Origin of the sequence: Ktedonobacter robiniae, assembly GCF_016587375.1 — a bacterium.
In the GTDB taxonomy this organism is placed as follows: domain Bacteria; phylum Chloroflexota; class Ktedonobacteria; order Ktedonobacterales; family Ktedonobacteraceae; genus Ktedonobacter; species Ktedonobacter robiniae.
This window is the reverse complement of the sequence record NZ_BNJG01000006.1, coordinates 26,883-52,318: the sequence shown is the minus strand read 5'-3', so window position 1 is coordinate 52,318 and position 25,436 is coordinate 26,883. Positions and strand designations below refer to the sequence as shown.

Here is a 25,436-nt window from a genome sequence, read left to right as displayed (position 1 = left end):
AAATCGTACCTATGCAGCAAAAGCTAGCTCAAGGTGATCCACAAATGCCTATCCAGCTTTTGCTTATTGCCCTGCGCCATCGTAACTATCGACTGTTCTTTTTTGGTCAAATGATTTCACAGGTCGGGACCTGGATGCAAACAACCGTGCAGGCGTGGTTGGTCTTGCAACTGACACATAGCGCGTTGCTGCTTGGAGTAGTGAGCTTGCTCCAATACTTGCCAGCGATGATTTTCTCATTCTACGGTGGGGTACTTGCTGATCGCGTCCCCAAACACAGGCTGCTGCTCGTGACACAATCTATTTCACTTGTTCAGTCAGCCGCCATGTGGCTTCTGGTGAGGTGATAACGGGAGTGGTCCAAGGGTATTGTCAACTTGACGGAGAAATAGAAGCGCTTTTTAGGAAGAAGGGGAAGAGCAGAAAAGAAGCGGAGGTTTGGAGAGGATGGTTGGTGTTAGGTGGCAGTTTTCCCCCTGGTTACCTCGTTCCAGACCAGAAACCGATCCTGCATGAGAGCATGGTAATCTTCTGCTGTGAAACGGTGCCGTTTGGGCCGAAAGTGATCCAGGATCGGTCCAAATGCTGAGAGGAAGCGTTGGGCCTGTCCAGGGGATGGAAACCGCCGCATGGTTCGCTCGCGTTGTCGGGTAGGTTGATGTGAGTTTTCGGCCCGATTGTTCAAGCCCTTGTGTTGGCGATGCTCGACGCGATGCTCGACGCTGGGCATGTTCTCTCTTTTTGCGGGGGCGTAGCTGGCCAGTTTGTCGGTAACGATCAAGGACCTTCCTCTTGCAGCACTTGGAGGATCAGTGCCCATTTCCCCTCTCTGCACCATCGGTAATAGCGCTCGGCCACGCTGGACCACCTCCACCACCAGAAAAACTCGCACCAGGGTCGGGATCTCATAGCCTTCCGGCTCGCGACCGCGCCCTTTCACCTACCCCTCAAAAACACCGTATACGGCCCTTCACGCAAAATTCTCCGGTTTTGAGGAGCCTAAAAATGTTTTTGGGAAAATATTTTTAGGCTCCTTGCTATCTACCTCGTTCACGGAGCTGATTGAGCACACGTTCTATTTTAGAACGAGCGTATGGATGCTTTGGATTGAGCCGTAAAGTCTGCTCATAGGCGATGAGGGCCTGCTCATAGTCTCCTAACTGATAGAGCGCATTCCCTTTGTTATAATAGGCTGAAGTTTTATTAGGATCGTGGTGGAGAGCTTGCTCATAGGCGATGAGGGCCTGCTCATAGTCTCCTAGATCGTAGAAATTGATCCCTTTATTGTTATACGCCCTCGCGTCCTTAGGATTGAGGCGAAGAACCTGGTCATAGGTAGCATTGGCTTCTTCGAAGCGTCGCAACTGGCTGAGGGCGTTCCCTTTGTTGAAATACGCGTCAATTTTGTTGGGTTTGAGGCGGAGGGTTTGATCAAAGGCCGTGAGAGCCTCTTCGTAACGTCCTAATTTGTTTAGAGTGTTCCCCTTGTTGAAATAGGCCGATGAGAAGTTGGGATTGAGGTAGAGAGACTGATCATAAGCCATGATTGCCTGCTCGAAGCGCCCTAACTCATTCAACATGCTCCCCTTGGCGAAATACACATCAGCCTGATTGGGCTTGAGGTGGAGAGACTGACCAAAGGCCGTGAGGGCCTCTTCGAAGCGTCCTAACTTATCAAGCGCGTTCCCCTTGTTGAAATACACATCAGCCTGATTGGGATTGAGGTAGAGAGACTGATCATAAGCCATGATCGCCTGCTCGAAGCGCCCTAACTTGTTCAACATGCTCCCTTGGCGAAATACGCCTCTGCAAAGTTGGGGTCAAGACGAATGGCTTCCTCATAGGCTTCGAGGGCCTCTTCGTAACGTGCATTTTTAAAGTGTTCAAATCCTTGCTGTTTGTAATCCCTCGCGCTCATCTGAGAAACTTGTGTGGAAGGATGCGCCTGCTGTCCTCCTGGAACCACCGTTGGGAGATCTTGCAAAGGAGAGCAGAGAGCCTCGAGAAAAGTCGCAACATCTGGATAACGCTGGTCGCGCGTCTTGGCAAGCGCCTTGAGAAGCGCGAACTCGCATTCAGGGGGGAGCGCAGCGTTGTACACGTGGGGCGCGGTGGGTTGGACGTTGATATGATGATATTGGAAGGCTGCAATGCTTGGCGCCTCCAGGTCAAAAAGGCGATGTCCCGTGAGCAATTCATAGGCGATACACGCTAGGGCATACTGATCACTCCTGGGACCGACATAGCCCTGGTACTGCTCAGGGGCCATATAGGCGGGGGTACCGCTCAATTCTCCAATGTTTCGGGTGCTGCTAGTCTCCAGTACGACCGCGATACCAAAGTCAGCCAGCAGGGCCTCACCACGCGAGTTGAAGAGGATGTTTGCGGGCTTGAGGTCGCGATGCATCACCGCGTGCTGGTGGGCATAGGCGAGACCCTGACCCATCTGCGAGATCCACTGCAACGATTCGTGAAGAGGGAAAGGACGCTCAGCCTGAGCACGAATCCGCTCGCTAAGCGACCCGCCTGTGGCGAATTCGGTCGACAGATAGGGCTGACCCTCATAGATACCAGCGTCAATGATCGGCAGAATGAAGGGATGTCGCAACTTGCGCAGTAATTTGGCCTCTTGCAAAAAGCCCTCACGCTCCTGCGGGGATGTCAGGTGCATATGGAGCAACTTGAGGGCGACCGGCGGATCATCATCAAAGATAGTGTGCTGAGCTCGAAAGACGCTCCCGAAGCTACCGCTCTGGACCTTGGCAAGCAGTGTGTAGTTCCCTATTTGGCGACCAATAAATGAGCTATCGTGAGGCATCGTAAGAACACCTTTACATGCACTATAGATGTTTTTTTGGGACGCAAATGTGTCTTTATTATAGTCGAAGCCTCCCACATCTCGCAACTGCGAGGCGGTTTGCAGCTTTCCTCGCCTCTCCCCCTCTCCTCGCCTTCTGCTCCATCCCTCTTCTCCTCTTCTTTCCCATAAAAAACGCTTCCCTCTTGGAGGAAGCACCTCTTTGACTCCTTCTGCAACAACATCTTCCCATCATGCAACACCTCTCGCCACATACACCACCTCACAACTCCCTCTCTCCTCCCCATGGCCTACGATTCTTTCACATTTTCTGCCAATTGCACTCAGGTTTACTATCCTTCCTCCCACTCATAACAAGTCCCAAGAATACGCGCGCCCAACGTCTCCCAGGGCTGTGGTTCCAGAACTGGCAAACTCCAGCGCATTGCCTCATGCGCGAGCCACTGCCCATAGAGCCATTTTGCCCTGGCCTCTGTGCGCAATTCCTCCTCACTCATGCCAGCAGTTCCCCTCCCCCGCTGCGTTATATTGATAGAAAGCTGCTTTTCGTCGGGTTCTTGGAGAAAAACCGCCTGGAGTCGCCCCCTGCTCTTATACTGGTGCATCAATGGATTTTCTAGTAATGATGGAAGAATGCCGTCTCCCTCCAGGATCAAGGGGGCGTCAATTTCGATATGGTTGGCAATCACAATTTCCAGGGCGGGGCGCAGTGTTTCTCCGACCGCGATCAGGGCCTGGCTGAGTGCTTCTGGTGAGCCGCGCCAGATCCCTGGCCGGGTGAAGAAGTACAGTGCATCGGTGTGGGCCTGTTTAGGGAAGGAGATGCGGCTATTTTGCAAGGCCAGGCGTAGATCGTCAACCTGGAGCCAGGATATTGCCAGTTGCGCCGCAAGCTGCCTGGCAATGCTGCTCTTACCTGTTCCAGATGAACCACCTATTAGGAGGACGCGCCAGCGCTGTTGCGGCTCTTGCCTTCGTTGAGAGGTAGACATATACTTGTATACTCCATAGCTTGAAGAACTAAAAGTACCAGCGTATCCGCCTTCTCAGCCATGCAATCGAGGGCTTCGCCAATATCACAGATATACTGTATACTGCAAGAGGATTGGAGCAGGTATGGAGGCGAAACTACAATCTTGCACGCGTACGATGGCCTCTTGTGACTGTATTTCTACTTCGAGCTTCTTTGTGCGAAATGTGTTTTCCTATCTGAAGGATATAGACAAGTGACACACGATATGTTAGAGCATCCTGCTTTCGATACACAGGAACGCTATGTCGATGAACTGGTTGACGAGCACGACTACTGGCTCTCGCTTACTGATGCGGTGCGTGTGACACGCCGCCAGGATGTGACCATCCGTCGCTGGGTTAAGAGCGGTTTACTGCCCGTCCGTCGACAGAATGTTGGCCTCAATCAGCGTACACGCCAGGTGCGAGCCAGCGACCTGGCTCAGTTGACGCCTATCATCGATAACTCCGCGGTCATTACTAGCGAACAGGCTCAGTTAAACCTGACGAATATCCCCGGCGAGCAAGCGGCGCTTCGTGAATCGCACCAGCGCATTTTACAACAGCTTGAGGAGCTTCACCAGGAATTGGAGGCACAGGGTAAACAACACTCTCAGGCTCTGGCGGAACAAGTTCAGCAACAGCAACAGGCATTGAGTCTCTTTCATGACCAGGTAGAACAGCGCCTGGATACCCAGCAAGAAGAGATGCTGGGCCAGCTTGAAGAGCAGGCCCAGACACTGCGCCATGTCTTAGACAGCCAGAAGCAGCAGTTTGAACAGGTCCAGCAGCGTATCTCAGAGCAGACCCAGCGCCTGGACACCCAGGAGCAGCTCATAACCCAACTTCGGGAGACAGTGGAACAGTACCAGGCAACCTCCGCTCAGGCTCAACAGGAGCTAACGCAGCAACAACAGGAAGTCTTCCGTTTCCTGGAGGAACAACATACCCTGTTCACCGAGCTCACCATACAGCATAAGCAACTTGAGGAGCGTACGGGACAGCTTGACGAGGTGGTGCAAACGCTCTCCACCCAGATTATCTGGCAGGGAGAACTGGTTCAGCAACAATATCAGAATCTGACCACAAGCTTGGCAACCTGGAGTGAGCAAGCCGATACCTGGCAGCAAGAGACCGCGACGCGCCTGGCAGAACTGCAAAACGAGCTTCAGCAAGCAGCGCGCGCCCACGAGGACGCTCTGCAACAGCGGCAACAGGCCTTCGATGAAAGTGTTGCTTTGCTCCGCGAACAGGTCGTGGTCAGCCACCTTGAACTCGAACGTATTGTACAGGAGTTGACCGGGCGCTACGAGAAAGAGACAAAGCAGCACACGATGGAACAGCAGCACCTTCAGGAGACGCTGAATCAGCAACAGGCCGTCATCGCGAGCCTGAGTGTACGCCTACAGCACCTGGAGGCACGCGTATGTCTGCAAGACAGACAGGAAGACCAGGAGTAAGACCCGACGCATGCTTTCGCAGCGTCGGGCAAGGATGCTATTGTAAAAGAGATTGCAGGAACGTAAGAACGGGAGCCGCTTCTTCTCCTCCTGCTTTGGCATGATCCAGGAGCGAGATACCATGTGGGCCTTTCTCCTGGGCCATATCAGGGAAGGCCTGCAAGAGGGTTTGCACAATCTCTACCTGCCCAAGCATGGCCGCCGCGAAGATATCTATGCGCGCGTCATGCTTGAGCAGGTAGAGGGCAATATCTCTCCTGCCCATGTGGGACGCAGCTCCAAGGGCTGTCTCCCAGTCGCCTCCGCCCCAATCCCAGGCTGCGTTCAACAATGCAGGTTCTTGCGCCAAGAGTTCCTGGACGCGCTGCAAATCACCATGTGCGTTCGCGACAAACTCATGCACCATCTCCGTGGACAATGCGGGCCTCTTCTCCATGCGTGCTTCTCCAATCATTTTCGATCTATTGATACCAATCAGGGTGAGGCTAGTATCTCATAACGAAGAGGCAGCGTGCTTCTCCAAAATCACCTTTTTTGCCTGGCGATAGGCGGATGGGGAGCAGCCCAGGCGCTGGCGGAAGAGCCAGCTAAAAGACCCCAGGCTCTCAAAGCCCAGGGAGAAACAAATGTCAGTCACCTGGCGGTCGGTGTGGAGAAGCAGGTGCTGGGCACGCTCCAGGCGAACACCGATGAGGTATTGGTGTGGTGTCCGCTGGAAGACCTGTTTAAAGGTGCGCAGAAAATGCGTGGGGGAGAGGTTGGCGACCGTGGCCAGTTCTGTAATCTCCAGGGGACGATCAAAAAAGGCGTGCATATACTCTCTGGCTAGGTAGAGGCGGCGATACAACTCCTCTCGCGTTGCCGAGCGGGCGGCAGGCAACGCCTCCATCTCCTTATAGACATTCATATGGACCTGGAGTAAGCTCACGGCCAGGTCGTACATCGCCTCGGCCAGGTCTATGGATACAAACTCATGATCTGAGGATGTAAGCCGCAAACGTGCCAGAGCAGAGGCTATTTGCGGATCACGGGTGTGCGTACGTTCAAAGAAGTGGAGTTTGCGATCAAGAGGCCAGGTTGGCTCATCAAGGAGCGTTTTCATGGGAGTAACCAGGCCACGTTGAGCATCTTCCAAAAAACCTGGCTCAAAAAACACACACAACGACTCGACTGGTTGCTCCGCCTCGATGGCAATCGTATATGGCTGATCCTGATTGACAAGCAAATAACACGTATCATCGACGGCATAGTAGCCTTGCCCGAGCGTGTATAGCGCGCGCCCTGCGTAAAAGGATTTTAGTGATACATTCCCCTGCCCCTCCCAATAATACTCCCGCGCCTGTTCGTGCAAAAGGACACCAGGGAACGCCATAGAGTTACCCCCAGTCTGCCAGATACGCTTGACTATTAGCGAACAAATGTCCCAAACACTCCTCATTATAGCACATCTATCCTCAGTGCTCTTTTTTTATTGACAAATGCTTGTGCTGGTGTTACAGTTAAAGCAAGAAAACAGACAGCGAAGGATTCTACTTTGCACATGACAGATGCTACACAACAATTAAAAGTACATGAGCTTACACTCCCTGGACTTGGCCTCCTCCTTATGCGGGTCGTCCAGGGTCATATGGTTCATCTGTCGTAAGTGGTTGCTTTAACCACTCCGTAGAATCAATCATATCCCAGGGCCGTGGACGACCAGAAGATTAAAGCGTCCACGGCTTTTTTGTTGTTGTACAAAGAGACGTAAAAACAGCCGTGATGCATATTATCACGGCTGTTTTTTTAGGCAGAGATCAGGTGAGTCAATGACGACTTACTGGTAATTCAAGGATGTTCTCCCTGCCTCCTAAGATCTTATTCCGAAACCCAACCCCCATTCGGGGGCAAGCGGTGGCGCGGCAAGCGTGCTCAGGTTTTCGGAGAAGAAGTAAACTTTTTTTGATGAGAAGCAAGTGCGCAAGCACGACACAATGTTTCATTTGGAGGCATACGATGATTTCGGATCAGATGCGTAACACACAGGCAACCAAAACCGCCGTCAACCGTCACGGGGGGATGCAGCAGGGTTCCGTCACGAAGTACCGCGCATTCCCTCCAATTGAACTACCCGAGCGTCAGTGGCCCTCACGCTCCATCACCACCGCTCCCACCTGGTGTAGCGTTGATCTACGCGATGGCAACCAGGCCCTACCCATTCCAATGAGCGTTGAAGAGAAGCTGAAACTGTTTGATCTCCTGGTCTCGGTTGGCTTTAAGGAGATTGAGGTTGGCTTCCCCTCCGCCTCGCAGATCGAATTCGACTTTATCCGCCGGCTAGTAGATGAAAATCGCATTCCCGATGATGTAACGGTGCAGGTGATCACCCAGGCGCGCGAGGATTTGATTCGCCGCACCTTTGAGTCTATCCAGGGCATGAAAAAGGTCATTATCCACCTGTATAACTCCACCTCGCCCGCCCAGCGCCGCCTGGTCTTTGGCCTGGATAAAGCTGGTATTATCGATATCGCCACCCGTGGGACACAGCTCATCAAGGATCTCGTACCCACCATTCCAGAGACGCAGGTGATCTTCCAATACTCACCCGAGAGCTTCGCGCTCACCGAGATCGACTTCTCGCTGGAGATCTGTGAGGCTGTGGTGGATATCTGGCAACCCACGCCCGAAGCCAAAATCATCTTGAACCTGCCCGAGACGGTGCAGATTGCAACTCCCAATATCTATGCTGACCAGATTGAGTGGTTTTGCCGCCATATGCGTCACCGTGAGAGCGCTATCATCAGCCTGCATACCCATAATGATCGCGGTACTGGCGTCGCGACAACCGAGCTAGGCTTGATGGCTGGTGCGGAGCGCGTCGAGGGGACCCTCTTTGGCAATGGTGAGCGTACCGGCAACGTGGACATTATTACGGTTGCGCTCAATATGTACATGCAAGGCATCAACCCTCTCTTGAATTTTGGCGACATCGACGCGATTCGCGCGGTGTATGAGGAATGTACGCGCATGCAGGTTCCCGTACGCCATCCCTACTCTGGCGAACTGGTCTTCACAGCCTTCTCCGGCTCTCACCAGGACGCGATCCAGAAAGGCATGGCGGCCTGGGATGGTGCCCCCGATGCCGTGTGGGAGGTTCCTTATCTGCCCATCGATCCCAAGGATATCGGACGTACCTACGAAGCCATTATCCGCATTAACTCGCAGTCGGGCAAGGGCGGCGTGGCCTATGTGATGGAGAACGAGTTTGGCTTCCAGTTGCCCAAGGCCATGCGTGTCGAGTTTGGCAAGATTATTAACGCCATCGCCGATGTCCGTGGCGATGAGTTGACGCCCCAGCAGATCTATGATGCCTTCGAGCACGAGTATCTCCAGCGCACCAGCCCCTTCTCGCTCGAGGCCTTCCACGCGGAAAAGGCTGGGGCAAGTTCTCCCGACGAGGTAGTATGCCGCGCACGTGTGATCTTGAACGGCGAACTCTACGAGTTGAGCGGAAGCGGCAATGGACCCATCGATGCCTTTGTCCGTGCTTTGAACCAGGCTTCACTGGCCAACTTCACTGTACGCTCCTATACTGAGCACTCGCTCAATCATGGATCGGATGCTCGCGCTGTCGCCTACCTCCAGATCGAGACCCCTTCTGGGCGTACCTTCTTCGGTGCCGCCATCGCAACCAATATCGAGCAGGCTTCGATCAAGGCCGTCCTCAATGCCGTGAACCGCGTACAGGCAACGATGGGCTAGCTATTCAGCCGAAGAACTAGCTAGTGAGCTGACTTACCAGTTGTGGCAATGCGGCCAAATTATTGAGGCAAATTGTTCCATCGGGCGCCTCCTGTTCAGGAGTGATGAGCACAGTCATCGCGCCGAGGTCTCTAGCCCAGGCAAGAACGCGTGGAGTGTCGTCAACGATCAAGACATCGCGGGGCGCAATGCCAGCGTTGGCGAAGAGGCGTTCGTAGTATTCTGGCGTCTCTTTGAGGATGCCGAGCAGGTCGGCGCCGTAGAGTCGCCCGAAGTAATCGCGCACGCCCATACCCGTCAGGTAGCCATGGAGGTGAAGCGAGGATTCGCCTGACGCGGTATGCAGCGTGTATCCTTGAGCGTGTAGCTCGTGAAGGGCCTCGATCACGCCGGGAAAGGTGGCGCGCACCCGAGGGGTAATGTAGGTCTCGGCCTGGCAGGCCAGTTCGAGACACGCTTCCTCTGATGGGACCGCCACATTCGCGAGCTGGCACATACCGCCCAGCCAGTCGCACCAGTAGGTGCGCTCAAAGCTGGCATAATCGGTTGCAGCTTGTATTCGCGCCTGCCAGTTTTCCGGCCCAAAGATATCCATCATCAAGACGCGGTTGGCTTCAGCCCAGGCGGCAGGTGTGCCTCCGAGTCGGGGCGCGAAAAATTCACCTACCAGGCGTTGCCACTGTGGACCACGTAGGCGATTATCATTCATCACACCGCCATCGTCCAACAAAATAATGGGTTTTGCTGCCATAGTTGCATCCTTTGCTGTACTACAGTAGAGCTCTGCAAAGAAGCCTATGGTAGCATAGATAGATAAGGGCTTTCAAGAGGTCGTTGAAAAAAGGGGAGAGATCACACCAGCAAGGAGTCGATGAGCAAACGCATCGAACTGGAGCAAGACGAGTGAGCTGAGAAAAATTCTCAGCTCACTCGCTCGCTTTTCGCTCTATGCTAGAAGATTTACCGGCTAGAGATGCGGTCCCGTGTGCGGCGGGCATCGCGGGCAGCGCCCCCGGATGTGCGTTTCCCAGAGCGTGTATCAAAGGAGGAAAACGCGGGCTTCCTGCCTTTGCCCTCACCTTTGCCAAAGTTCGAGGGCTTTCCTGTGCCTCTCTTGTATTCTCGGGTCTTATCTGTGGATGGTTTCTCAAACGTCGCTGCGCGGCGCTCCTGTCTGCGAGCAGGAAGCTCAGGCTCAATAAAGAGTTCCGCGCGCCTGGCGCGTGCGTGTGCCTGTCCCTCGGTCTCTACAAACACTTCTGTATGCCGGACACGTGAGCGTGCAGGGCGCTCGGCGTCGGCAAAGGTGTCATTGCTGCGCTCTGGCCTACGCACGGAGAACTCATTACGCGTCCGCTCATAGGGGCGTTTCCTCGTATAGGCTCCCTGCGTCTCCTGGAATCTGGAGCGCTCCCGCCTAGGACGCTCATTCAACGTCACCACTTGAGTGTCCTCGTCTTCCAGCAAGGCCTGCTCGCTATCGCGCTCCAGGTCGCGTGCCTGTTTTTCCTCTGACATTACCATAGGCCGGGCCAGGGCGGCCTCATCATTCAGGACCATTTTTTGCACGGCAACGGGCTGCCCGAAGCTACGTGACATACGTCGCCATTTGCTCATATCCGAGGGCGCGAGAAGTGTGACGGCCTTGCCATAGCGTCCCATGCGTCCCGTACGACCAATGCGGTGCGTAAAGAGTTCGTCGGAGTCGGGAAGCTCATAGTTGATAACCTGGGTAATGCCACGAATATCAAGTCCACGCGCGGCAACGTCGGTCGCGAGCAGCATCTGCACCTGGCCTCGGCGGAATGCCATCAATACATCTTCGCGGGCGCGCTGGCTCTTATCGCCATGGAAGGTCCCAACGGCAAAACCAAGATTACTGAGCTGTTCCCCCAGTCGTTCGACGCCCATCTTGGTACGGCCAAAGATCAGGCTGATCTCGCCCTGGGTGGAGGCCAGAAGTGTGCAGAGTGCCTCTACTTTCTTGCCCCGTGGCACCTGGTAAACAACCTGTTCAATCGTGCTTTGCACTCCTGCCTCTGGGGTAATCGTTACCTTGACGGGGTCTTTGAGAAACTTCTCCTGCAACTTCGCGATCCAGGTAGGCATAGTAGCTGAAAAGAGTGCCATCTGACGATCCTCAGGTGAGGTTTCCAGGATCTGCTCAATCTCGGGTCCAAAGCCGCTATCGAGCATCTGGTCGGCCTCGTCGAGCACACAGATGCGGATGTCGCGCAGGACCAGGTTGCCTTGCTCCAGGTGATCTTTGATACGCCCAGGGGTGCCAATGATAATCTGCGCACCATAGCGGAGGGCGGAAATCTGTTTCTCATAGCGTCGCCCACCCACCAGCAGGGCCGTTGTCAGGCGCCGGGGCGCGGCAAATGTGCTGAGAACTGAATTGACCTGCACAGCCAGTTCGCGTGTGGGAACCAGCACAAGCGCCTGCGCGACGCGTCTATTTTTTGCCAGGCGTTCGATCAGGGGAATACCATAGGCAAGCGTCTTGCCGGAGCCAGTCGCGGACTGCCCTATTACATCCTTACCAGCCAGCAGGGCTGGAATCGCCTCGGCCTGAATAGGGGTCTGCTCTGTAATCTGCATGGATGCCAGCACCGCACGTGTTGCGGGCTGCAAAGGAAGGTCTTGAAAAGAAGGCATGTTTTATCCTTTCGGCCACTACGAAATTGCGTAGTGTACTCACTCAGGTCATGAAAAAAATGTTGTGAGAGGTCCCCACCCCGGCAGGAGGATCTACCTCCTGTGCCTTCCCCTGAGCCTGGTAATGCTCCACTTCGTGGGTGTTTCTAAACTCCCTGAAGTCACGGTGTCTTTAAAACGTACCAGGAGCGAGCCGTAGGATACAAAAGCAGGGCTGCTTGCTGATATCAAATCGAACGTGTGTGCAGGAAGAAAAATCTAAAGAGGATTGCGGAGAACTCTTCTGCGTCCTTGCTGGGGAACAGGATATACGAGTGGCCTGTCCCATCGCTATAGCCCTTGCAGTGTACCTCTTCTATCCTTATTCGTCAAGTCCGACAGCACATTCGTCCCAGTGCGAGAGCTGATTTATAAACAAAGGGGGCACACATGCAGGGGTGAGAGCAGGCTAGCCTGTTCTCACCCCTGCATGTGTTACTCTTCTTGCAAACGCTCGGCGACGACCTCGGCCAGGTGTAGGACGCGCAGACGTTTCCCCTTGGCGTCTGCCCCGCAGCGCAGGTGCATCAGGCAACCGGGGTTATCGGCGATGAGGATTGCAGCCCCCGTCTCTTCCGCATTCTGCAGTTTGTTGTTTAAGAGGCGTTCGGCAACCTCGGGTTGCTCAATTGAAGTCGTGCCGCCAAAGCCACAGCAGACATCTGACTGGGCCATCTCACGCAGGTCAACGTGCAGGAGATCCTGCAAGACGTGGCGTGCCTCAGAACGCAAGCCCAAACAGTTACACGATTGGCAGGAGTCATGATAGGTCACAACGACTTCGCTCGCCTTCTCCTCGCGTACTGGGAGTTGCACGCCGCTGGGGATGACGACGCGATCCATGAAGCCTGCGAAGTCGATGACGCGATCCGCCAGGGCCTGGGTCCGTTTGAGCCAGGTTGTCTCGTGAAAGTCCTCGAAGAGGCGCAGGTAATCCTGAATGATGGTCACGACACAACTGGTCGAGCCACTAAGTATATAGTCGGCTCCGCTCTCCTCCAGCGATTGCTCCAGCGTGGCAATGGTCTGCTTGGCCATACGTAGTCCATTGTGCCGGTCGCCGGAGTTCAGCGCGGGCAGGCCACAACAGTTCTGCTGTTGGGGGAATACAACGTGCACGCCGATGCTCTCCAGGACCTTGATCACGGCCTCCCCCATTTCAGGATAGAGGCGATCGGTCATACACCCCGCAAAGTAAGCCACCGTCACATGCAACTGACCCTGAGTAGCAAGGGGCTTGTCATGACTATAAGACTTGCTGCGCGCCTTGACCCGGTCACGCAGGGGCGTGACGCCAGGGCTGGAAGGCTGCGCCAGCGCGCCTGGTCCGCGACCCCCTTGAGGAAGGGCAGCTTGCCCAGAGGGCCAAAGTAGCGCGAGCGCACAAAATGGCTACCCCAGGTCAGGGGCAACTGGCCCCAGCTCCCCAGGCGTGCTCCCAGGTTAAAGAGCCAGGGGCGCGCCATGGCCTCGAAGATGATCCTCTTTATCGGATGCAGGCCCTTTTTCTCTACCACACGATGGCGCACATCCAGAATGAGGCTAGGCAAGGGAATTTCAACCGGGCAGACGGTTTCGCAGGCATTGCAGCTCACACAGAGGCTCTGTGGACCCGCCCCCGCCTCCAGGCCATGATGGAACGGGGTGACAACCAGGCCAATCGCGCCGCTGTAGATATGGCCAAAGGCATGTCCTCCTACCTGCTGGTACGGTGGACAAATATTAGCGCAGGCGGCACAACGTATACAGCGCAGGGCATCTTTAAAGTGTGGGTCTGCGCGCATCTCGCTGCGTCCATTGTCCAGCAAGACGATATGCATTTCCTGGTTGGGAGCCGAGGGGCCGGTGATAAAGGTTGAATAGCTGGTCATAGCCTGCCCGGTCGCGCTTCTGGCCAGCAGGCGCAGCTGGGTCATGGCGTCGGCGAAGGTCTCCAGGAGTTTATCGCAGCCCGCGATGACGACATGGACCGGCGGGAGCGAGGTCACCAGGCGCCCATTGCCCTCGTTGGTCGTCATCATCACGGTTCCGTTCTCCGCGATGAGGGCGTTAGCGCCACTCACCCCCATGCCCGCGGTCAGGAAGGACTTGCGATGCTCAGTGCGAATAACGGCGACCTGCTCACCCACATCTTCGCGTGAGATCTCGCGCCCGGTGGCCCTGGTTAAGGTCTCGCCTACCTGCTGGCGCGTTTTATGGATGATGGGCATAACCATGTGGGAGGGACGTTCGTGGTCGAGTTGCGCGACCCACTCCCCCAGGTCAGTCTCGATAGCCGTGATGCCTCGCTCTTCCAGATAGGCATTGAGTTCGATCTCCTCACTGGCCATGGTCTTAGCTTTGACGACCAGTTCAATGCCTTTACGCTGGCAGAGTTCGTAAATATAGCGGTTGGCGTCCTCGGCGGTGCGCGCCTGGTACACGATGGCGCCTGCGGCCTCGGCCTGGCTTGTAAAGCGTGCGAGCAGTTCTTCCTGGTGCTCGATGGCGTCGTCCTTGGCCTGGCGCAATTGTGTCCGCAGGTTCGCGAAACTAAACGCATCGCCATAGGCCTCTTGCTCTTGTTGGAAGACTTGCAGACGCGAGGCGCGCCAGTTAGGGGCAAAGCGCTTGAGCGCGCCCTGCAAGTTGGTGTCATGTAGGGCATGGGTCAGGCGCGCTTCAAATGGCTGGTGCTCGTGAGTTGTGTTGGCCTGCTCCTCGGTCACGACCTGTTGCGGTGTGAGCGTCCCTGTCAGCGCGGCCTGCGCGGGCTGAAGGGTATCATGTTGAGAAGACGATTGTGGCTGCTCCATAAAAAACGCTACTCCGATCTGTGACCACCCACATCATTGTGGTAAAGACAATCGTTAGTTGCTCTCAACGAACAAAACACAAAATACTCTCGGCCCCTGAACACCTATTGTGAGGGTGCGCTCGATATCGGCTGTGCGACTGGGGCCGGTGACCAGGGTCATATGATGTTGCTGCCCGGTTCCAGGCGTGGAGAGCTGGCGCAGACGCTCGCCCGCGCTCTCCAGCATGGGATAAAGCTCTCGTGCTTGCACCAAGACAAAATGGGCGATGGTCAACATGGTCACGGCACGCGCCGCCAGGTTGTTCTCGGCAACCAGCACCGAACCAGTCTCGGCAATGGCCAGGTGGGCGTCTGAGAGCCCGGCGGGCGCGTCGGCAATCTCGCGAGGTCCCTCCGCCTCTTCGAGGGTGATCCCTCGCGCTTCTAACAGAGACAGGAGCGCTCCCCATGGCTCACGTTGTGCAAAGCCTGGAGGAAGTATGATGAGCTTCTCAGTCAGCGCGGGATGCTCCGCGATCAGGCGGGCGGCCTCTTCGAGAGAGCCTGCATAGTGTGATTCGCCGCCTGCCGCGCGTAGGCGACGTTCAAATTGGCTGTAGAGAACTTGTTGCGCTTGAATCTGCATGCGTTCCTCTTCTTTGACTACCTTCTTGCGCTACCAGGAAACGGCGACGCGCTTGCCGCTTTCAGCGCTTTCAATGGCGGCAAACACCATCGCCAGGCTTTTTATGTTATCTGTGCCATTGGTCTGGGGCGCTCGTCCCTCGCGTACACAGGCGATAAAATCCCTGATCGCGCTGGAATGTCCTTGGGTCCACTCTGTGCGCTCTACCAGATCTGGCTCAACGTCGCAAAAGGTGGAGAGGAAACCTCCTGTCTCCTGTACCTGCTGGACCCGTATGTCCTCTCCTCCATTCCAGGTTATGCTTCCACGCTGGGCAATCAAACGCCAGTCGCTCTCCCAGGTGGTCGCCAGGCCCTCCGCGCACCAGCTCCCGCGATAGGTATACATCAATCCGCCTGTCATCTCGAAAATAGCAATTGCCGAGGCGTCATGATCGTACCAGGAGCCAGCAGGATTCCACTCATGGCAGTAGACGGAGACAGGATCGGCCCTGGTCAAGAAGCGCGCCGCGTCAAAGGTATGGATGGCCATATCCAGGAGCAGGACATGGCGCATATGGTCGCGAAAGCCCCCGAAATGCGCGCCAATATAGAAATCGCTATTGACCGTAGTGAGCGCTCCCAACTCGCCCGAAGCCAGAACGTGGTGTACGCGCAGGATATTCGCATCATAGCGCCGGTTCTGCATAACCGCGAAATATCTATCAACGCGTTGCGCGGCCGCCACCAGGGTGCGCGACGCCTCCAGTGAGGCGGCCAGTGGCTTCTCACTCAGCACATGACAGCCTGCCTCTAGCGCCTGTAGGCTTGTTTGCAGATGAGCCTCTGGGATAGTGCAATTAAAGACAATATCGGGGCGTGTGCGCTCCAGGATCTCGCCCAGATCCGTACCAATCATGACCTGTGTCAACTGCAATTCGCGTGCCCTGGTATGCGCGGCCTCCTCATAAATATCGACCAGTCCCACGACCTCGACGTCAGCAAGCTCGGTCGCGGTCTGGAGCCAGGCACGACTCATGGCGCCACATCCAACCAGCACAATGCGCAACATATCTTTCTGCTCCATAACGATTCCTTTCTTCCCTTTTGCTTGCAATTATATCCTCTCTGCAGGTTGCTTGCCCAGGGGTTCTCGGGACATAATAGCAGTAACACGTCAATATGTGGAGACTCTGATCTGTCCCAGATCAGGGTCCGGACCATAAAGAAAGGACTTCTTTTATGAAATCAGCATTACTTGTCTGGGGCGGATGGGAAGGCCATGAGCCAGAGAAGGGCGCGGCCCTCTTCGCACCCTTCCTGCGTGAGCAGGGCTACGAGGTCGAGGTCTCCGATACGCTCGACGCCTATTTAGACGAAGCCAAAATGCAGCGGCTTGATCTCATTGTGCCTATCTGGACTATGGGCACGATTACCCCCGAACAGGAACGGGGCCTGTTGCGTGCCGTCCAGAGTGGCGTTGGCATCGCGGGCTGGCATGGCTGCATGGCCGATTCCTTCCGCAACAGCACAGAGTATCAATTTATGGTTGGTGGCCAGTGGGTCGCGCATCCCGGCAATATCATTGACTATGAAGTCAACATCACTCACCATGAGGACCCCATTACCGCCGGTTTGCAAGATTTTCACATGCATTCTGAACAGTACTATATGCACATTGATCCCATCAATGAAGTCCTGGCCACAACCACCTTTAGCGGCGAGCATGCCCCCTGGATCGCGGGCAGCATCGTGCCGGTGGTCTGGAAGAAACGCTGGGGCCAGGGACGCGTCTTCTACTCCTCGCTAGGACATGTCGTCAGTGATTTTGAGGTACCCGAGGTTCTCGAAATCATGAAACGCGGCATGCTCTGGGCCAGCCGCTAAAGCGGTGGTGCGCTATTGACGTACGCGCCTACGCCTCCGGGCCAGATTGTAGACACCCAGCGTAAGCGCGTACGTCAGTAGCGCACCCAGGCCTTTTTCTGATACAATCACCCTGTAGCCGAAGAGGAAGAGAGGTGTTACCTATGCCAGTCGAAGGGCGCTCGATGCGCGAAAATATTCTCGCCGCTGCGGTCCAACTCTTTGCCGAGTATGGATATCACGCCGCGCCCCTGCGCGATATTGCTCGCCTGGCGGGAATTCAGGCGGCCAGTATTTATCATCACTATCCCAATAAGCAATCGCTGCTGGTTGAGATTATGGAGACGTATATGAAGCGTCTGAATAGCCAGCTAGAGACGCTCCTGCGTACCTATGATGATCCCCGTGAGCGCTTGCGTGAGGCCATCGCCAATCATATCCGCCTGCATACCAGCAACAAGGCCGAATTCTTTATCATTGATACCGAACTTCGCTCCCTGGAGGGCGAGCAGCGGGCGCACATTGTCGAGCTACGCGATATCTATGATCGCCTGCTTCAGGGTATGCTCCAGGATGGGATGGAGCGCGGTGTCTTTCGTCCAAGCGATACCAAAGTTACATCCTATGCTGTTATCGCCATGTGTACACAGGTCTCGTCCTGGTTTCACCCTGGAGGACGCCTGAGCGTGCAACAGGTTATTGATATTTACTACCAGATCATCAGTCAGGGCTTACTGCTCCATCCAGAAGGGACGCGAAGGCCGGAGGAATCAGTGCATATTTTACCCCCTTCTTCTGCGTTAGGAGACTGATAGCCTCCAGGGCCGCATGCAGGGGCAGGCGCCGGGTCACCAGGGCCTCCACATCTATCTGACGTTCAGCAATCAGGTGCAGTGCCTGAGCGTAGTAGCTTGGGGTATGATGAAAGACGCCCTTGATGGTAAGCTCGCTATAGTGCAGGGGACGCGTTTCCAGGGTCACCTGGGTGCCCGAGGCGCAGCCCCCAAAGAGGTTGACTAGGCCGCCGGGGCATGCCAGCTGGGCCGCCTGTTGCCAGGTCTCGGGCGTGCCAATGGCTTCGATGACCACGTCTGCACCTCGCCGCTTCTCTGTCTGGTCGCGTACCACTTCGTACTGCTCTTGCGGCGTCATGCCAGTGACATCAATCACACATGAGGCGCCAAAATAGGTTCCCAGGCGTAGGCGCTCCTCACCCCGGCCCGTGAGTACAACTCGCGCGCCACGCAGCGTCGCGGCGGCGGTGAGCAGGAGGCCAAGTGGACCTGAACCTAATACAATGACAGTATCTCCCGCGTGAATATCGCTGGCTCCAACGCCGTGGAGAGCACAGGCGAGGGGTTCAGCCAGGGCCGCCGCGATAAATGAAGTATCCGTTGGGAGAGGATAGAGGTTATGCTCGACTATGCGCGCGGGCACCAGCAGGTATTCGGCGTAGGTGCCATTGAGGAGTAGCAGGTCTTCGCAGAGGCTATAGCGGCCACGCTTACAATAGAAACACTGGTAGCAGGGGGCCGAGTTGGCCACCGCGACGGCGTCACCTTCACGCACCTTTGTCACACCGACGCCTGTTGCGGCGACTGTGCCAGAGACTTCGTGTCCAAAGCTGGCTGGCGTCTGGCGAAAGAGCAGGGGATGTCCCCGGCGAAAGGTTTTGAGATCGGTACCACAGGTCGTGGCTGCCGCGACCTGGAGCAGGACCTCGCCTGGCCCTGGCTGCGGAATGGGACGCTCCTCCAGGCGTAGATCGCCCGGCGCGTAAAACATGGCTGCCAACATAGCTGTATCGCTCGACTTTCTTTGGCTCTTGATGAGAGGTGTATGTTTCTATCATATGGCGCCAGCACCTTCCATCTCAAGGGGGGAAGTGCATACGAAAAAATTACTACTAGCCAAAAATACGAAACAATCTGCGCTACAATACGTCTTTATATATGCACGTTGAGAGAATTCCATGGACTGGAGCCAGTCCCCCCACCTGGCAAAGAGGCAAGCTACAAGATTGATGGAAAAGGAGTCGCGCAGTTTCCGGCGCGCAGGTTGTGAGTATGCCCTTACAGAGAGAGAGAGACATGATAGGCGAAGAAACTCAACAAGAGCAGACAGCGCACTCCAACACACGACGCAGACACATGTTCACTATCGCGGGTCTGATGGGTATCGTGTGCCTGGCCCTGTTGCTTACCGTAGGTGACCTGTATCTCTTTCCCGCAGGCAATCATACCCAGAGCGCGCCAACTCCGACCCCGACGCCCTCCCCCTCACAGGCCCAACTCACTGCCACCGCGATAGCGTCACGCCATTTATTTATCGATGATTTTACAGATAAAAACACCTACAAAGACTGGTTCACAGGTTCGACACAGGACTATGAGCGGCAAATTGGGCAACAGGGTTTGAGCCTGACCGCGCTCAATCACAAGGTCCTCATTGAAAGCCTGCCCCCCAGCCGCAATTTTGATGACTTCCAATTGACCACCGAGTTTACGTTTCAACAGGGGGACGCCGACGACAGCATCGGCATTTATTTGCGTGGTGATGGAAATCTAGATCATGATTATCGCATTGACATTCATGGGAATACCACCTATAGCATCGTCAAGGAATCCTGGGACACCAAAACCCAGAGCGCCCACAACGATTACCTGGTTCCAGACAAGGTAAGCCCTCACCTGCACCCCATGGGAAGCAAAAACACATTGACCGTCTCATTGCAAGGCTCTTCCCTTTCCCTGATACTCAATGGCAGCCAGGTGGAGCAGATTGAAGATGCAAGCTATACCAAGGGGCAGATCGCGCTCTTCGTCCACAACGGCGCGACCTCGTCACAGGCGCGCGCCCTCTTTAGCAAGGTCGTCGTGGATCCCCTGCCCCCTCTCCCAACCCCCACTCCCTAAGAGGTGCTCACGCCGCCAAACGCCCTGAAGAGCACAAGGCACGCGTCGGGCAAGAACCCATCACCGCAGGCGCGAAAAAACTCAGCGGCATGTTACAATAGAAACAAGAGATGGCTGTTTCGCGATGGGTTACCAGAAGGAGACAAACATCGATGAAGGTTCGCAATGTAATGACTAAGGATGTCATTGTGGTCAATGAAGACCAGACAATGCAACAGGCAGCTCACCTTTTGTCTGAATACAAAATCAGTGGGATGCCTGTGGTGAACAGCGACAACGTTATCGTAGGAATCGTTACGGAGTTTGATGTTATTGCCAGAAAAGGGCAACTGGTGCGCGATATCATGACGCGAAGCGTCATTACCGTCAGTGAGGAGACCGAGTTGGAGGAGGTCAGTCGTATTCTCGTCCATGAGCGCATTCGTCGCCTCCTGGTCGTGAGTCGAGGGCGGTTGGTGGGCATTATCAGTCGTGCTGACCTGGTCAAGGCCGTCGCAGCCCACTGGTTCTGCTCCATCTGTGGCGAGGTCATGCGCGCGCTTGAGCCACCCACAACCTGTATGCGCTGTGGCGCCCAGGCCTATACCAGCATGACCGAACCAGTAGCACCCGGCTTTTAACGATTTCGAACGGCTTCGAAAAACCGAAGCTCACACGTTTCATCACGCCTTCATCGCGTCATAGCCACAAGCTATTGTTTACTATCAAACACATTCGTATTCAATGTACATAGAACGCATCTGTGGCGAAGGCTTTCGCCACAGATGCTCTTTTTTTAATCCCATACCTTTGCTCAGGAGAGAAGTGTCGAGCGCTTCAGGCGGAAGGGCTCAAGCGCGGCGGCACGCCGTGGCTGACCAAGCGACTCCGCCAGGAGTTGGCCTACGCGCATGGCAAAAGGCATACCATGCCCTGTAAAGCCACCTACACCCCAGACACTGGGCAGAGCCGGCTCTTGATCAATAATGGGGATGTAATCCGGGGTAAAGGCCATCGTTCCACCCCAGCGCTGCGCTACGCGCAGGTGAGCCAGGTCGGGGAAGAGTGTGGGGATAACATGCTCAAGGGCGCTCTGCACCTCGGGCGAAGTCGTCTGCTCGCGCACGTCTACATCACGTCCAGGCGCTACGGCCCGACAGCCTCCGATGACGATAGAGCCATCCAGGGTCTGCTGCCCATATTCCTCGCTTGGCGTGAGCGCGGCAAAGATGCCTGATTCAAAAATGCGCTGGGAAACCGGCTCATAGGCCAGCATCTGCCCGCGAACCGGTGTAATCAAGGGACGGAATGCGGGTAAGAGATCGCCCACCCAGGCGTTGGTCGCCACGACCACCTGCCGGGTACGTATGCTTCCCTGGGCCGCCCGTATCACGACGTCCTCACCCTCGCTCGCCAACTGCCCAACCTCGGCCTGCAGGAAGCGCGCCCCGCGGCGTTGTGCCGCTCGCGCCAGTTCATGCACCAGGCGCGCCGAATGCACCAGCCCGCCCTGCGCCCACAAGGTCCCGCCCAAAATACGCTCTCCCAGGCGTGTGTGGATACGTTCCTGCACCTCCTGGCGCGTCAATACCTGTACCTCGTAGCCATCGGCCTCCTTGGAGGCGGCGGCGTGTGCCAGACGCTCCAGTTCCTGTTCGCTCAATGCCAGCCCGATATGGCCAGTTTCGCGGTACTGGCAATCAAACTGCTCTTCGGCTATGACCTGGCGCAAGATCGCCTGGTTCTCCAGGGTGAGGCGTAAGATCGCCTGCGCGACCTGGGCGCCATGGCGCTTGATGGCGGAGGGATAGCCTTCCGCGAGGCCGATGGCGACAATACCCCCATTGCGACCCGTTGCGCCGTAAGCCAGGTGCGCGCGCTCCAGCAACACTGGCGCCCTGCCTGCCCTTGCCAGCCAGTAGCTGAGCGCGACGCCCACGATGCCGCCTCCAATAATTACGATATCAGCCTCAGCAGGAAGCTGACTCTCAAGTGGCAGCGCCTCGACAGTTTGCTGCCAGTACGAAATAGATGTTGGTTTGGGGTCCGCTGGGGTTTGCAAGCGGCCTACTCCTTCCTCATGAGCGCAAGCGGCTCTGACTCATTAACAGTCATCACGCCACAAGCATATGGCACTAGCGTCCCCGAGTCAAGGGAATACGTGACCCCTCCAGAGCATCTCAAACTTATCCAATTCCCAGGACGTTCGTTACCAGCGAAAGAACCAGAAGGAGACAGGTTACGCTTCCGGCAATAATGGCCCAGGTACGGCTCCTCTGTTGCTGGTCAGCGTCCACACTCCTGGCTCGAGCGAGAGCGGATTGGAAGTAAAGGGCGCCACCGATGACGATGAGCACGAATTCCAGGCCTGAACTGATATAGGGGAACTGCCAGAGGCCAAAGCCCAGACGCGGCAGATTGCCCACGTTCCCCGGTAGGATAGGCAAGTCGGCACGGTGAACGAGGAGATCAAGTAACCAGTGACTAAATACGACCGCGCCAATAACCAGTCCGCCATTTCGACTCCATAGTCGCCAGGCAATCACGCCAGCGCAGATCGCGATCAAGAGAGCTCCAACAAGTGAGTGGGTGTAGTCAGCATGGATAATGACTTCGCCATACCCACCTTTGGTTCCAACTACCGGTTGCAGCGTCTCAACATTTGTAAGCAACAGTGGCACAAATAAAATGTCCAGCAGTTGCGTACTCAACATAAGTGCCCAGAGTGGAAGTTGTGGTTGCTTCGATTTTACGGCCGCTGCCAGCCCAAAGTGTCCAGCAAACATATTTACAGCTCCTTCTTTGTTTTATTTGAACGAATGCGACTATCTAGCCAACCACAAAGAATCGTGAATAAGAGTACGAAGATAATAAAACTCATAAACTTATCGCTCCTTGATCAGGCTTTTTCTATCTTCCTTGCCTGCTTCTCTTCTGGAGCAAGCAGACGAAAAGCTATGGCTTCTCTGGAAGGACAATAGGTTCAGCAAAGATGATGCCAAAGCAGGCCTCCAGTACTTGCTGGACCTTCTCTCCCAGACTCACAGTACCAAAAGCGTGGCGATCAATAACTGCTCGGCTGATGAGGCCTACGGCCATGCTCATTAAGGCTACATCGGCAATCTGTCGCACCGGATAGCCTTGAGCGCGAAGAACCTTGATCAACTGCACGAAAATCTGGGTAGAGTCCAGGTCTGTATAGCTTTCCTGCCCACGCACAAGAATTTCCTGTTGAATACGCAGGAAGCAGAAAGCATACTCCCGTGGATTGATCATTCCCCACTCGATAAAAGCGCGTCCGACAGCTACGAAGCGCCGAAAAGGCTCATTCTCTATACCAGCAATGGCCTGCCTGATAAAATCCTGTTGGCGCACTTGAATCTGTTGTAGGAGCGCGCGTGCGACCTCTTCTTTGCTCTGAAAGTGCGTATAGAGGCTGGCCTTAGATTTGAAGCCCGCCGCCTGGCGTATATCCTCAATCGAGGTGCCATCGTATCCGCGTTCACTGAACAATTCAAGCGCGACTCGCAAGATGCGCTGGCGACTCTCTACGCCCTTCTCAATCCCTTTTCCCACTGTGCTCTCCTGCTGGCGTATACTAAAAAAATGAACGTACGTACGTTCATTTTTTTAGTATACGCCAGCATAGGCCTGCTGTCAAGGAATTTGTGGCCTACTTTTAAGTCCTGAAGCATGGGTATGATAGGATTCCATCACATCTGCTAACTTAGTCGCTCTCGCATCCAGTCCGCCTGCTGTGGGCGATGCTTATAGGGGATATTGTTGCAGACGTGATTCCCATCCGCAAAGAACCAGAGTTCGGCGTTTGCTCCGGCCTCGGCCGCAATACGCTTTCCATGTTCTGGAGAAACTAGCCCATCCTGCCCTCCCTGAATGACGAGCAATGGACCTTGCACGCGTTCCGCAACTCCTTGCAGGGAGAACTGTTCCAGTCTTTTGACTGCCTCTTCCTCACTTGTGGCCTTGAGACGAAAAACCATGGTATCGCGACTGAGCTGTGGGCGTCCGCGAAAGTTCTCAAGCTGATTGTAGGCACCACAATTTTCAATTGTGGCCTTGATGCGCTTTTCAAAGGCCGCGGCCCGCACAACGTAATGGCCTCCAAAACTTACTCCCATCAAGCCCACGCGCCTGGCGTCTACATCCGGGTGACGCTCCAGGTAGTCAATCGCATAGCGAATGGGTACCTCATAGTCATGACGCATAGCGTGCTCAAACTCCATCTCGCCCTGACCAGGGCCGTCAATGGCGAGAACTGCCATTCCGCGTCGCAGGAAGTCCTCGCCGTAAACATGCAATTCCTCTTTTACTGAGTCTAGACCTGGTACCAGGATGACAACCGGGGGGCGAGGCGTATGCCAGGGTTTGCGCAAAATGCCATACATGGTGCCGCCCCCCTCATAGGGAATGGAGACCCGCTCGCCGGGAAAGAGAAAGTATGGTAATGCGCGCTGATAGTCACGCACCACATGCTCGTGGGCATTTCGCAGTTGTCGCGGATCCTGGACAAAGAGATACTTACCAAAGTGATAGCACATGGCCGCTCGGAAATAGTGCTCACCCGCAGTCTCATAGTATCCGCTGGCTTCAGCGTCGGCACCCAATTGTTCGTGTATGGCGCCGCAGTCAGCCCATGTCTGACACCATGCATCCCATCTCTCAATACTGTTCGTGACCCGTGTGAAATCATTGACGTCAATGCCATTAGCAACAAAGCGAGGTGCCCAGTTTGTAATGGCACTTTGAACACGTGCGTCTCTCTCCATCTCACGCTCCTTTATGCGATTGCTTGCTCCGTCTGCTCAGGTATTCGAAAGAGTTCCGCCCAGGTACAAGCGCGCGATCTCGGGATTGTTCAGGACTTCGGTGTGTGTTCCCGTCAAACGCACTTGCCCGTTTTCCAGCACAATACCCTGATCCGCTAGGCTCAGGCCAGTGCGTGCATTCTGTTCCACAAGCACAATTGTCCTGCCGGTGCTCTGCAAGAGGCGAATTGTCTCAATGACGTGTTTGAAGGTATGGGGATCGAGACCCATTGATGGCTCATCTAGCAGGATTACGCGCGGATCAAGCATCAGGCAGCGCGCGAACTCAACGAGGCGTTGCTGCCCTCCCGATAAGCTCCCAGCCTTCTCACGTGCCCGCAGTTTGACGAGTGGAAACAACGCTTGAATTTCTTGCAGGCGACTCCTGATGAGCCGAGCATCCTTGAGCAGGTAGGCCCCAAGTTCGATGTTTTCATGCACGGTCATGCTGGGAAAGAGGCTATGGCTTTGCGGAACCTGCACGATACCTAGAGCCAGGATCTGGCGTGGCGAGAGGCCTACAAGCGAGCGCCCATCGAAGGAGATAGCGCCTTTCCGTGGCCTCAACAGGCCACTAAGTACCCGCAAGACCGTCGATTTTCCTGCGCCATTTGGCCCGACGATACAGGTCGTGGTTCCTTGCGCTATGGCTATGTCAACCCCTTTGAGAATGTCGCCTCCATCGTAACCAGCATAGACATCACGAAGTTGTAGTAGCAT

24 protein-coding genes and 1 pseudogene are annotated in these 25,436 nt (G+C 55.4%); 7 read left to right on the top strand and 18 right to left on the bottom strand.

Features of this window, described 5'->3' with window-relative positions; translation table 11 throughout:
* The first annotated feature begins 44 nt into the window (after positions 1-44).
* Positions 45-347 carry an MFS transporter gene (locus JMJ04_RS44095; protein WP_201376722.1) on the top strand — a complete coding sequence of 101 codons (303 nt, stop codon included), beginning with the start codon at positions 45-47 and terminating at the stop codon, positions 345-347.
* A 110-nt stretch (positions 348-457) separates the two neighbouring features.
* Here the strand turns inward: JMJ04_RS44095 and JMJ04_RS44090 are convergent.
* The 4 genes and pseudogenes from JMJ04_RS44090 to JMJ04_RS44075 all read right to left on the bottom strand — a co-directional run.
* A pseudogene (locus tag JMJ04_RS44090) lies at positions 458-778 on the bottom strand (DDE-type integrase/transposase/recombinase); the annotation flags it as partial.
* A gap of 259 nt (positions 779-1,037) precedes the next feature.
* Complete coding sequence (locus tag JMJ04_RS44085) at positions 1,038-1,784, bottom strand: tetratricopeptide repeat protein (RefSeq protein WP_201376721.1); 747 nt, start codon at positions 1,782-1,784, stop codon at positions 1,038-1,040.
* Positions 1,778-2,818: a serine/threonine protein kinase gene (locus JMJ04_RS44080; protein WP_201376720.1), complete on the bottom strand. Its 1,041-nt coding sequence runs from the start codon at positions 2,816-2,818 to the stop codon at positions 1,778-1,780. The genes JMJ04_RS44085 and JMJ04_RS44080 overlap by 7 nt, the downstream gene beginning before the upstream one ends.
* A 332-nt stretch (positions 2,819-3,150) precedes the next feature.
* A complete protein-coding gene (locus tag JMJ04_RS44075) occupies positions 3,151-3,810 on the bottom strand; it encodes a hypothetical protein (protein WP_201376719.1) in 660 nt (219 codons plus the stop codon).
* Between the two features lie 234 nt (positions 3,811-4,044).
* On the opposite strand from JMJ04_RS44075, the gene JMJ04_RS44070 reads away from it, so the two are divergent.
* Positions 4,045-5,289, top strand: a complete 1,245-nt coding sequence (locus tag JMJ04_RS44070) for a coiled-coil domain-containing protein (protein ID WP_201376718.1) — start codon at positions 4,045-4,047, stop codon at positions 5,287-5,289.
* Positions 5,290-5,326: 37 nt separating this feature from the next.
* Here the strand turns inward: JMJ04_RS44070 and JMJ04_RS44065 are convergent, their stop codons facing one another.
* Together JMJ04_RS44065 and JMJ04_RS44060 are read right to left on the bottom strand one after the other, a co-directional pair.
* Positions 5,327-5,725, bottom strand: a complete 399-nt coding sequence (locus JMJ04_RS44065; protein ID WP_201376717.1) for an ankyrin repeat domain-containing protein — start codon at positions 5,723-5,725, stop codon at positions 5,327-5,329.
* 57 nt (positions 5,726-5,782) lie between these two features.
* Complete coding sequence (locus tag JMJ04_RS44060) at positions 5,783-6,661, bottom strand: AraC family transcriptional regulator (protein WP_201376716.1); 879 nt, start codon at positions 6,659-6,661, stop codon at positions 5,783-5,785.
* Positions 6,662-7,347: 686 nt separating this feature from the next.
* Here JMJ04_RS44060 and leuA point away from each other — a divergent pair.
* Positions 7,348-9,030, top strand: a complete 1,683-nt coding sequence (gene leuA, locus JMJ04_RS44055; protein WP_420799601.1) for a 2-isopropylmalate synthase — start codon at positions 7,348-7,350, stop codon at positions 9,028-9,030.
* Between the two features lie 16 nt (positions 9,031-9,046).
* On the opposite strand, the gene JMJ04_RS44050 is transcribed toward leuA, so the two are convergent.
* The 6 genes from JMJ04_RS44050 to JMJ04_RS44025 all read right to left on the bottom strand — a co-directional run bounded on the left by JMJ04_RS44050 (position 9,047) and on the right by JMJ04_RS44025 (position 16,217).
* Positions 9,047-9,781, bottom strand: a complete 735-nt coding sequence (locus JMJ04_RS44050; RefSeq protein ID WP_201376714.1) for an HAD family hydrolase — start codon at positions 9,779-9,781, stop codon at positions 9,047-9,049.
* A gap of 209 nt (positions 9,782-9,990) precedes the next feature.
* A complete protein-coding gene (locus tag JMJ04_RS44045) occupies positions 9,991-11,691 on the bottom strand; it encodes a DEAD/DEAH box helicase (protein ID WP_201376713.1) in 1,701 nt (566 codons plus the stop codon).
* 474 nt (positions 11,692-12,165) lie between these two features.
* On the bottom strand, positions 12,166-12,912 hold the full coding sequence (locus tag JMJ04_RS44040; protein WP_201376712.1) for a (Fe-S)-binding protein: 747 nt from the start codon (positions 12,910-12,912) through the stop codon (positions 12,166-12,168).
* A gap of 23 nt (positions 12,913-12,935) precedes the next feature.
* Complete coding sequence (locus tag JMJ04_RS44035; RefSeq protein WP_201376711.1) at positions 12,936-14,525, bottom strand: lactate utilization protein B; 1,590 nt, start codon at positions 14,523-14,525, stop codon at positions 12,936-12,938.
* A gap of 54 nt (positions 14,526-14,579) precedes the next feature.
* Entirely contained in the window at positions 14,580-15,152 is a 573-nt protein-coding gene (locus JMJ04_RS44030; protein WP_201376710.1) for a LutC/YkgG family protein, read from the bottom strand.
* A gap of 30 nt (positions 15,153-15,182) precedes the next feature.
* On the bottom strand, positions 15,183-16,217 hold the full coding sequence (locus JMJ04_RS44025) for a Gfo/Idh/MocA family protein (protein ID WP_201376709.1): 1,035 nt from the start codon (positions 16,215-16,217) through the stop codon (positions 15,183-15,185).
* A gap of 155 nt (positions 16,218-16,372) precedes the next feature.
* On the opposite strand from JMJ04_RS44025, the gene JMJ04_RS44020 reads away from it, so the two are divergent.
* Positions 16,373-17,017 carry a ThuA domain-containing protein gene (locus JMJ04_RS44020; RefSeq protein WP_201376708.1) on the top strand — a complete coding sequence of 215 codons (645 nt, stop codon included), beginning with the start codon at positions 16,373-16,375 and terminating at the stop codon, positions 17,015-17,017.
* A 143-nt stretch (positions 17,018-17,160) separates the two neighbouring features.
* Entirely contained in the window at positions 17,161-17,808 is a 648-nt protein-coding gene (locus tag JMJ04_RS44015; protein WP_201376707.1) for a TetR/AcrR family transcriptional regulator, read from the top strand.
* On the opposite strand, the gene JMJ04_RS44010 is transcribed toward JMJ04_RS44015, so the two are convergent.
* Positions 17,717-18,793 carry a zinc-dependent alcohol dehydrogenase gene (locus tag JMJ04_RS44010; RefSeq protein ID WP_201376706.1) on the bottom strand — a complete coding sequence of 359 codons (1,077 nt, stop codon included), beginning with the start codon at positions 18,791-18,793 and terminating at the stop codon, positions 17,717-17,719. The two genes, JMJ04_RS44015 and JMJ04_RS44010, sit on opposite strands and share 92 nt — an antisense overlap.
* Positions 18,794-19,086: 293 nt before the next feature.
* Here JMJ04_RS44010 and JMJ04_RS44005 point away from each other — a divergent pair, with 293 nt between their 5' ends.
* Positions 19,087-19,911: a 3-keto-alpha-glucoside-1,2-lyase-like domain-containing protein gene (locus JMJ04_RS44005; protein ID WP_201376705.1), complete on the top strand. Its 825-nt coding sequence runs from the start codon at positions 19,087-19,089 to the stop codon at positions 19,909-19,911.
* Between the two features lie 152 nt (positions 19,912-20,063).
* Positions 20,064-20,531: a CBS domain-containing protein gene (locus JMJ04_RS44000; protein ID WP_201376704.1), complete on the top strand. Its 468-nt coding sequence runs from the start codon at positions 20,064-20,066 to the stop codon at positions 20,529-20,531.
* A 173-nt stretch (positions 20,532-20,704) separates the two neighbouring features.
* Here the strand turns inward: JMJ04_RS44000 and JMJ04_RS43995 are convergent, their stop codons facing one another.
* The 5 genes from JMJ04_RS43995 to JMJ04_RS43975 form a co-directional block, all read right to left on the bottom strand.
* Complete coding sequence (locus JMJ04_RS43995) at positions 20,705-21,952, bottom strand: NAD(P)/FAD-dependent oxidoreductase (protein ID WP_201376703.1); 1,248 nt, start codon at positions 21,950-21,952, stop codon at positions 20,705-20,707.
* Between the two features lie 124 nt (positions 21,953-22,076).
* The gene (locus JMJ04_RS43990; protein ID WP_201376702.1) at positions 22,077-22,676 is read right to left on the bottom strand and encodes a metal-dependent hydrolase; all 600 of its coding nucleotides are present in this window, start codon (positions 22,674-22,676) and stop codon (positions 22,077-22,079) included.
* 169 nt (positions 22,677-22,845) lie between these two features.
* The gene (locus tag JMJ04_RS43985) at positions 22,846-23,466 is read right to left on the bottom strand and encodes a TetR/AcrR family transcriptional regulator (RefSeq protein WP_201376701.1); all 621 of its coding nucleotides are present in this window, start codon (positions 23,464-23,466) and stop codon (positions 22,846-22,848) included.
* Between the two features lie 146 nt (positions 23,467-23,612).
* The gene (locus tag JMJ04_RS43980) at positions 23,613-24,677 is read right to left on the bottom strand and encodes an alpha/beta hydrolase family protein (RefSeq protein ID WP_201376700.1); all 1,065 of its coding nucleotides are present in this window, start codon (positions 24,675-24,677) and stop codon (positions 23,613-23,615) included.
* Between the two features lie 36 nt (positions 24,678-24,713).
* On the bottom strand, positions 24,714-25,436 hold the full coding sequence (locus JMJ04_RS43975; RefSeq protein ID WP_201376699.1) for an ABC transporter ATP-binding protein: 723 nt from the start codon (positions 25,434-25,436) through the stop codon (positions 24,714-24,716).

What these genes read in the sequence shown, in the direction of transcription:
- JMJ04_RS43990 (WP_201376702.1), bottom strand. Translation starts at nt 22,676, where the DNA reads ATGTTTGCTGGACACTTTGGGCTGGCAGCGGCCGTAAAATCGAAGCAA.
- JMJ04_RS44035 (WP_201376711.1), bottom strand. Translation starts at nt 14,525, where the DNA reads ATGGAGCAGCCACAATCGTCTTCTCAACATGATACCCTTCAGCCCGCG.
- JMJ04_RS44030 (WP_201376710.1), bottom strand. Translation starts at nt 15,152, where the DNA reads ATGCAGATTCAAGCGCAACAAGTTCTCTACAGCCAATTTGAACGTCGC.
- JMJ04_RS44080 (WP_201376720.1), bottom strand. Translation starts at nt 2,818, where the DNA reads ATGCCTCACGATAGCTCATTTATTGGTCGCCAAATAGGGAACTACACA.
- JMJ04_RS44060 (WP_201376716.1), bottom strand. Translation starts at nt 6,661, where the DNA reads ATGGCGTTCCCTGGTGTCCTTTTGCACGAACAGGCGCGGGAGTATTAT.
- JMJ04_RS44020 (WP_201376708.1), top strand. Translation starts at nt 16,373, where the DNA reads ATGAAATCAGCATTACTTGTCTGGGGCGGATGGGAAGGCCATGAGCCA.
- JMJ04_RS44065 (WP_201376717.1), bottom strand. Translation starts at nt 5,725, where the DNA reads ATGGAGAAGAGGCCCGCATTGTCCACGGAGATGGTGCATGAGTTTGTC.
- JMJ04_RS44050 (WP_201376714.1), bottom strand. Translation starts at nt 9,781, where the DNA reads ATGGCAGCAAAACCCATTATTTTGTTGGACGATGGCGGTGTGATGAAT.
- JMJ04_RS43980 (WP_201376700.1), bottom strand. Translation starts at nt 24,677, where the DNA reads ATGGAGAGAGACGCACGTGTTCAAAGTGCCATTACAAACTGGGCACCT.
- JMJ04_RS44015 (WP_201376707.1), top strand. Translation starts at nt 17,161, where the DNA reads ATGCCAGTCGAAGGGCGCTCGATGCGCGAAAATATTCTCGCCGCTGCG.
- JMJ04_RS44045 (WP_201376713.1), bottom strand. Translation starts at nt 11,691, where the DNA reads ATGCCTTCTTTTCAAGACCTTCCTTTGCAGCCCGCAACACGTGCGGTG.
- JMJ04_RS44005 (WP_201376705.1), top strand. Translation starts at nt 19,087, where the DNA reads ATGATAGGCGAAGAAACTCAACAAGAGCAGACAGCGCACTCCAACACA.
- JMJ04_RS44075 (WP_201376719.1), bottom strand. Translation starts at nt 3,810, where the DNA reads ATGTCTACCTCTCAACGAAGGCAAGAGCCGCAACAGCGCTGGCGCGTC.
- JMJ04_RS44010 (WP_201376706.1), bottom strand. Translation starts at nt 18,793, where the DNA reads ATGTTGGCAGCCATGTTTTACGCGCCGGGCGATCTACGCCTGGAGGAG.
- JMJ04_RS44025 (WP_201376709.1), bottom strand. Translation starts at nt 16,217, where the DNA reads ATGGAGCAGAAAGATATGTTGCGCATTGTGCTGGTTGGATGTGGCGCC.
- JMJ04_RS44040 (WP_201376712.1), bottom strand. Translation starts at nt 12,912, where the DNA reads ATGACCGATCGCCTCTATCCTGAAATGGGGGAGGCCGTGATCAAGGTC.
- leuA (WP_420799601.1), top strand. Translation starts at nt 7,348, where the DNA reads ATGCAGCAGGGTTCCGTCACGAAGTACCGCGCATTCCCTCCAATTGAA.
- JMJ04_RS44085 (WP_201376721.1), bottom strand. Translation starts at nt 1,784, where the DNA reads ATGTTGAACAAGTTAGGGCGCTTCGAGCAGGCGATCATGGCTTATGAT.
- JMJ04_RS43975 (WP_201376699.1), bottom strand. Translation starts at nt 25,436, where the DNA reads ATGCTACTACAACTTCGTGATGTCTATGCTGGTTACGATGGAGGCGAC.
- JMJ04_RS44095 (WP_201376722.1), top strand. Translation starts at nt 45, where the DNA reads ATGCCTATCCAGCTTTTGCTTATTGCCCTGCGCCATCGTAACTATCGA.
- JMJ04_RS44000 (WP_201376704.1), top strand. Translation starts at nt 20,064, where the DNA reads ATGAAGGTTCGCAATGTAATGACTAAGGATGTCATTGTGGTCAATGAA.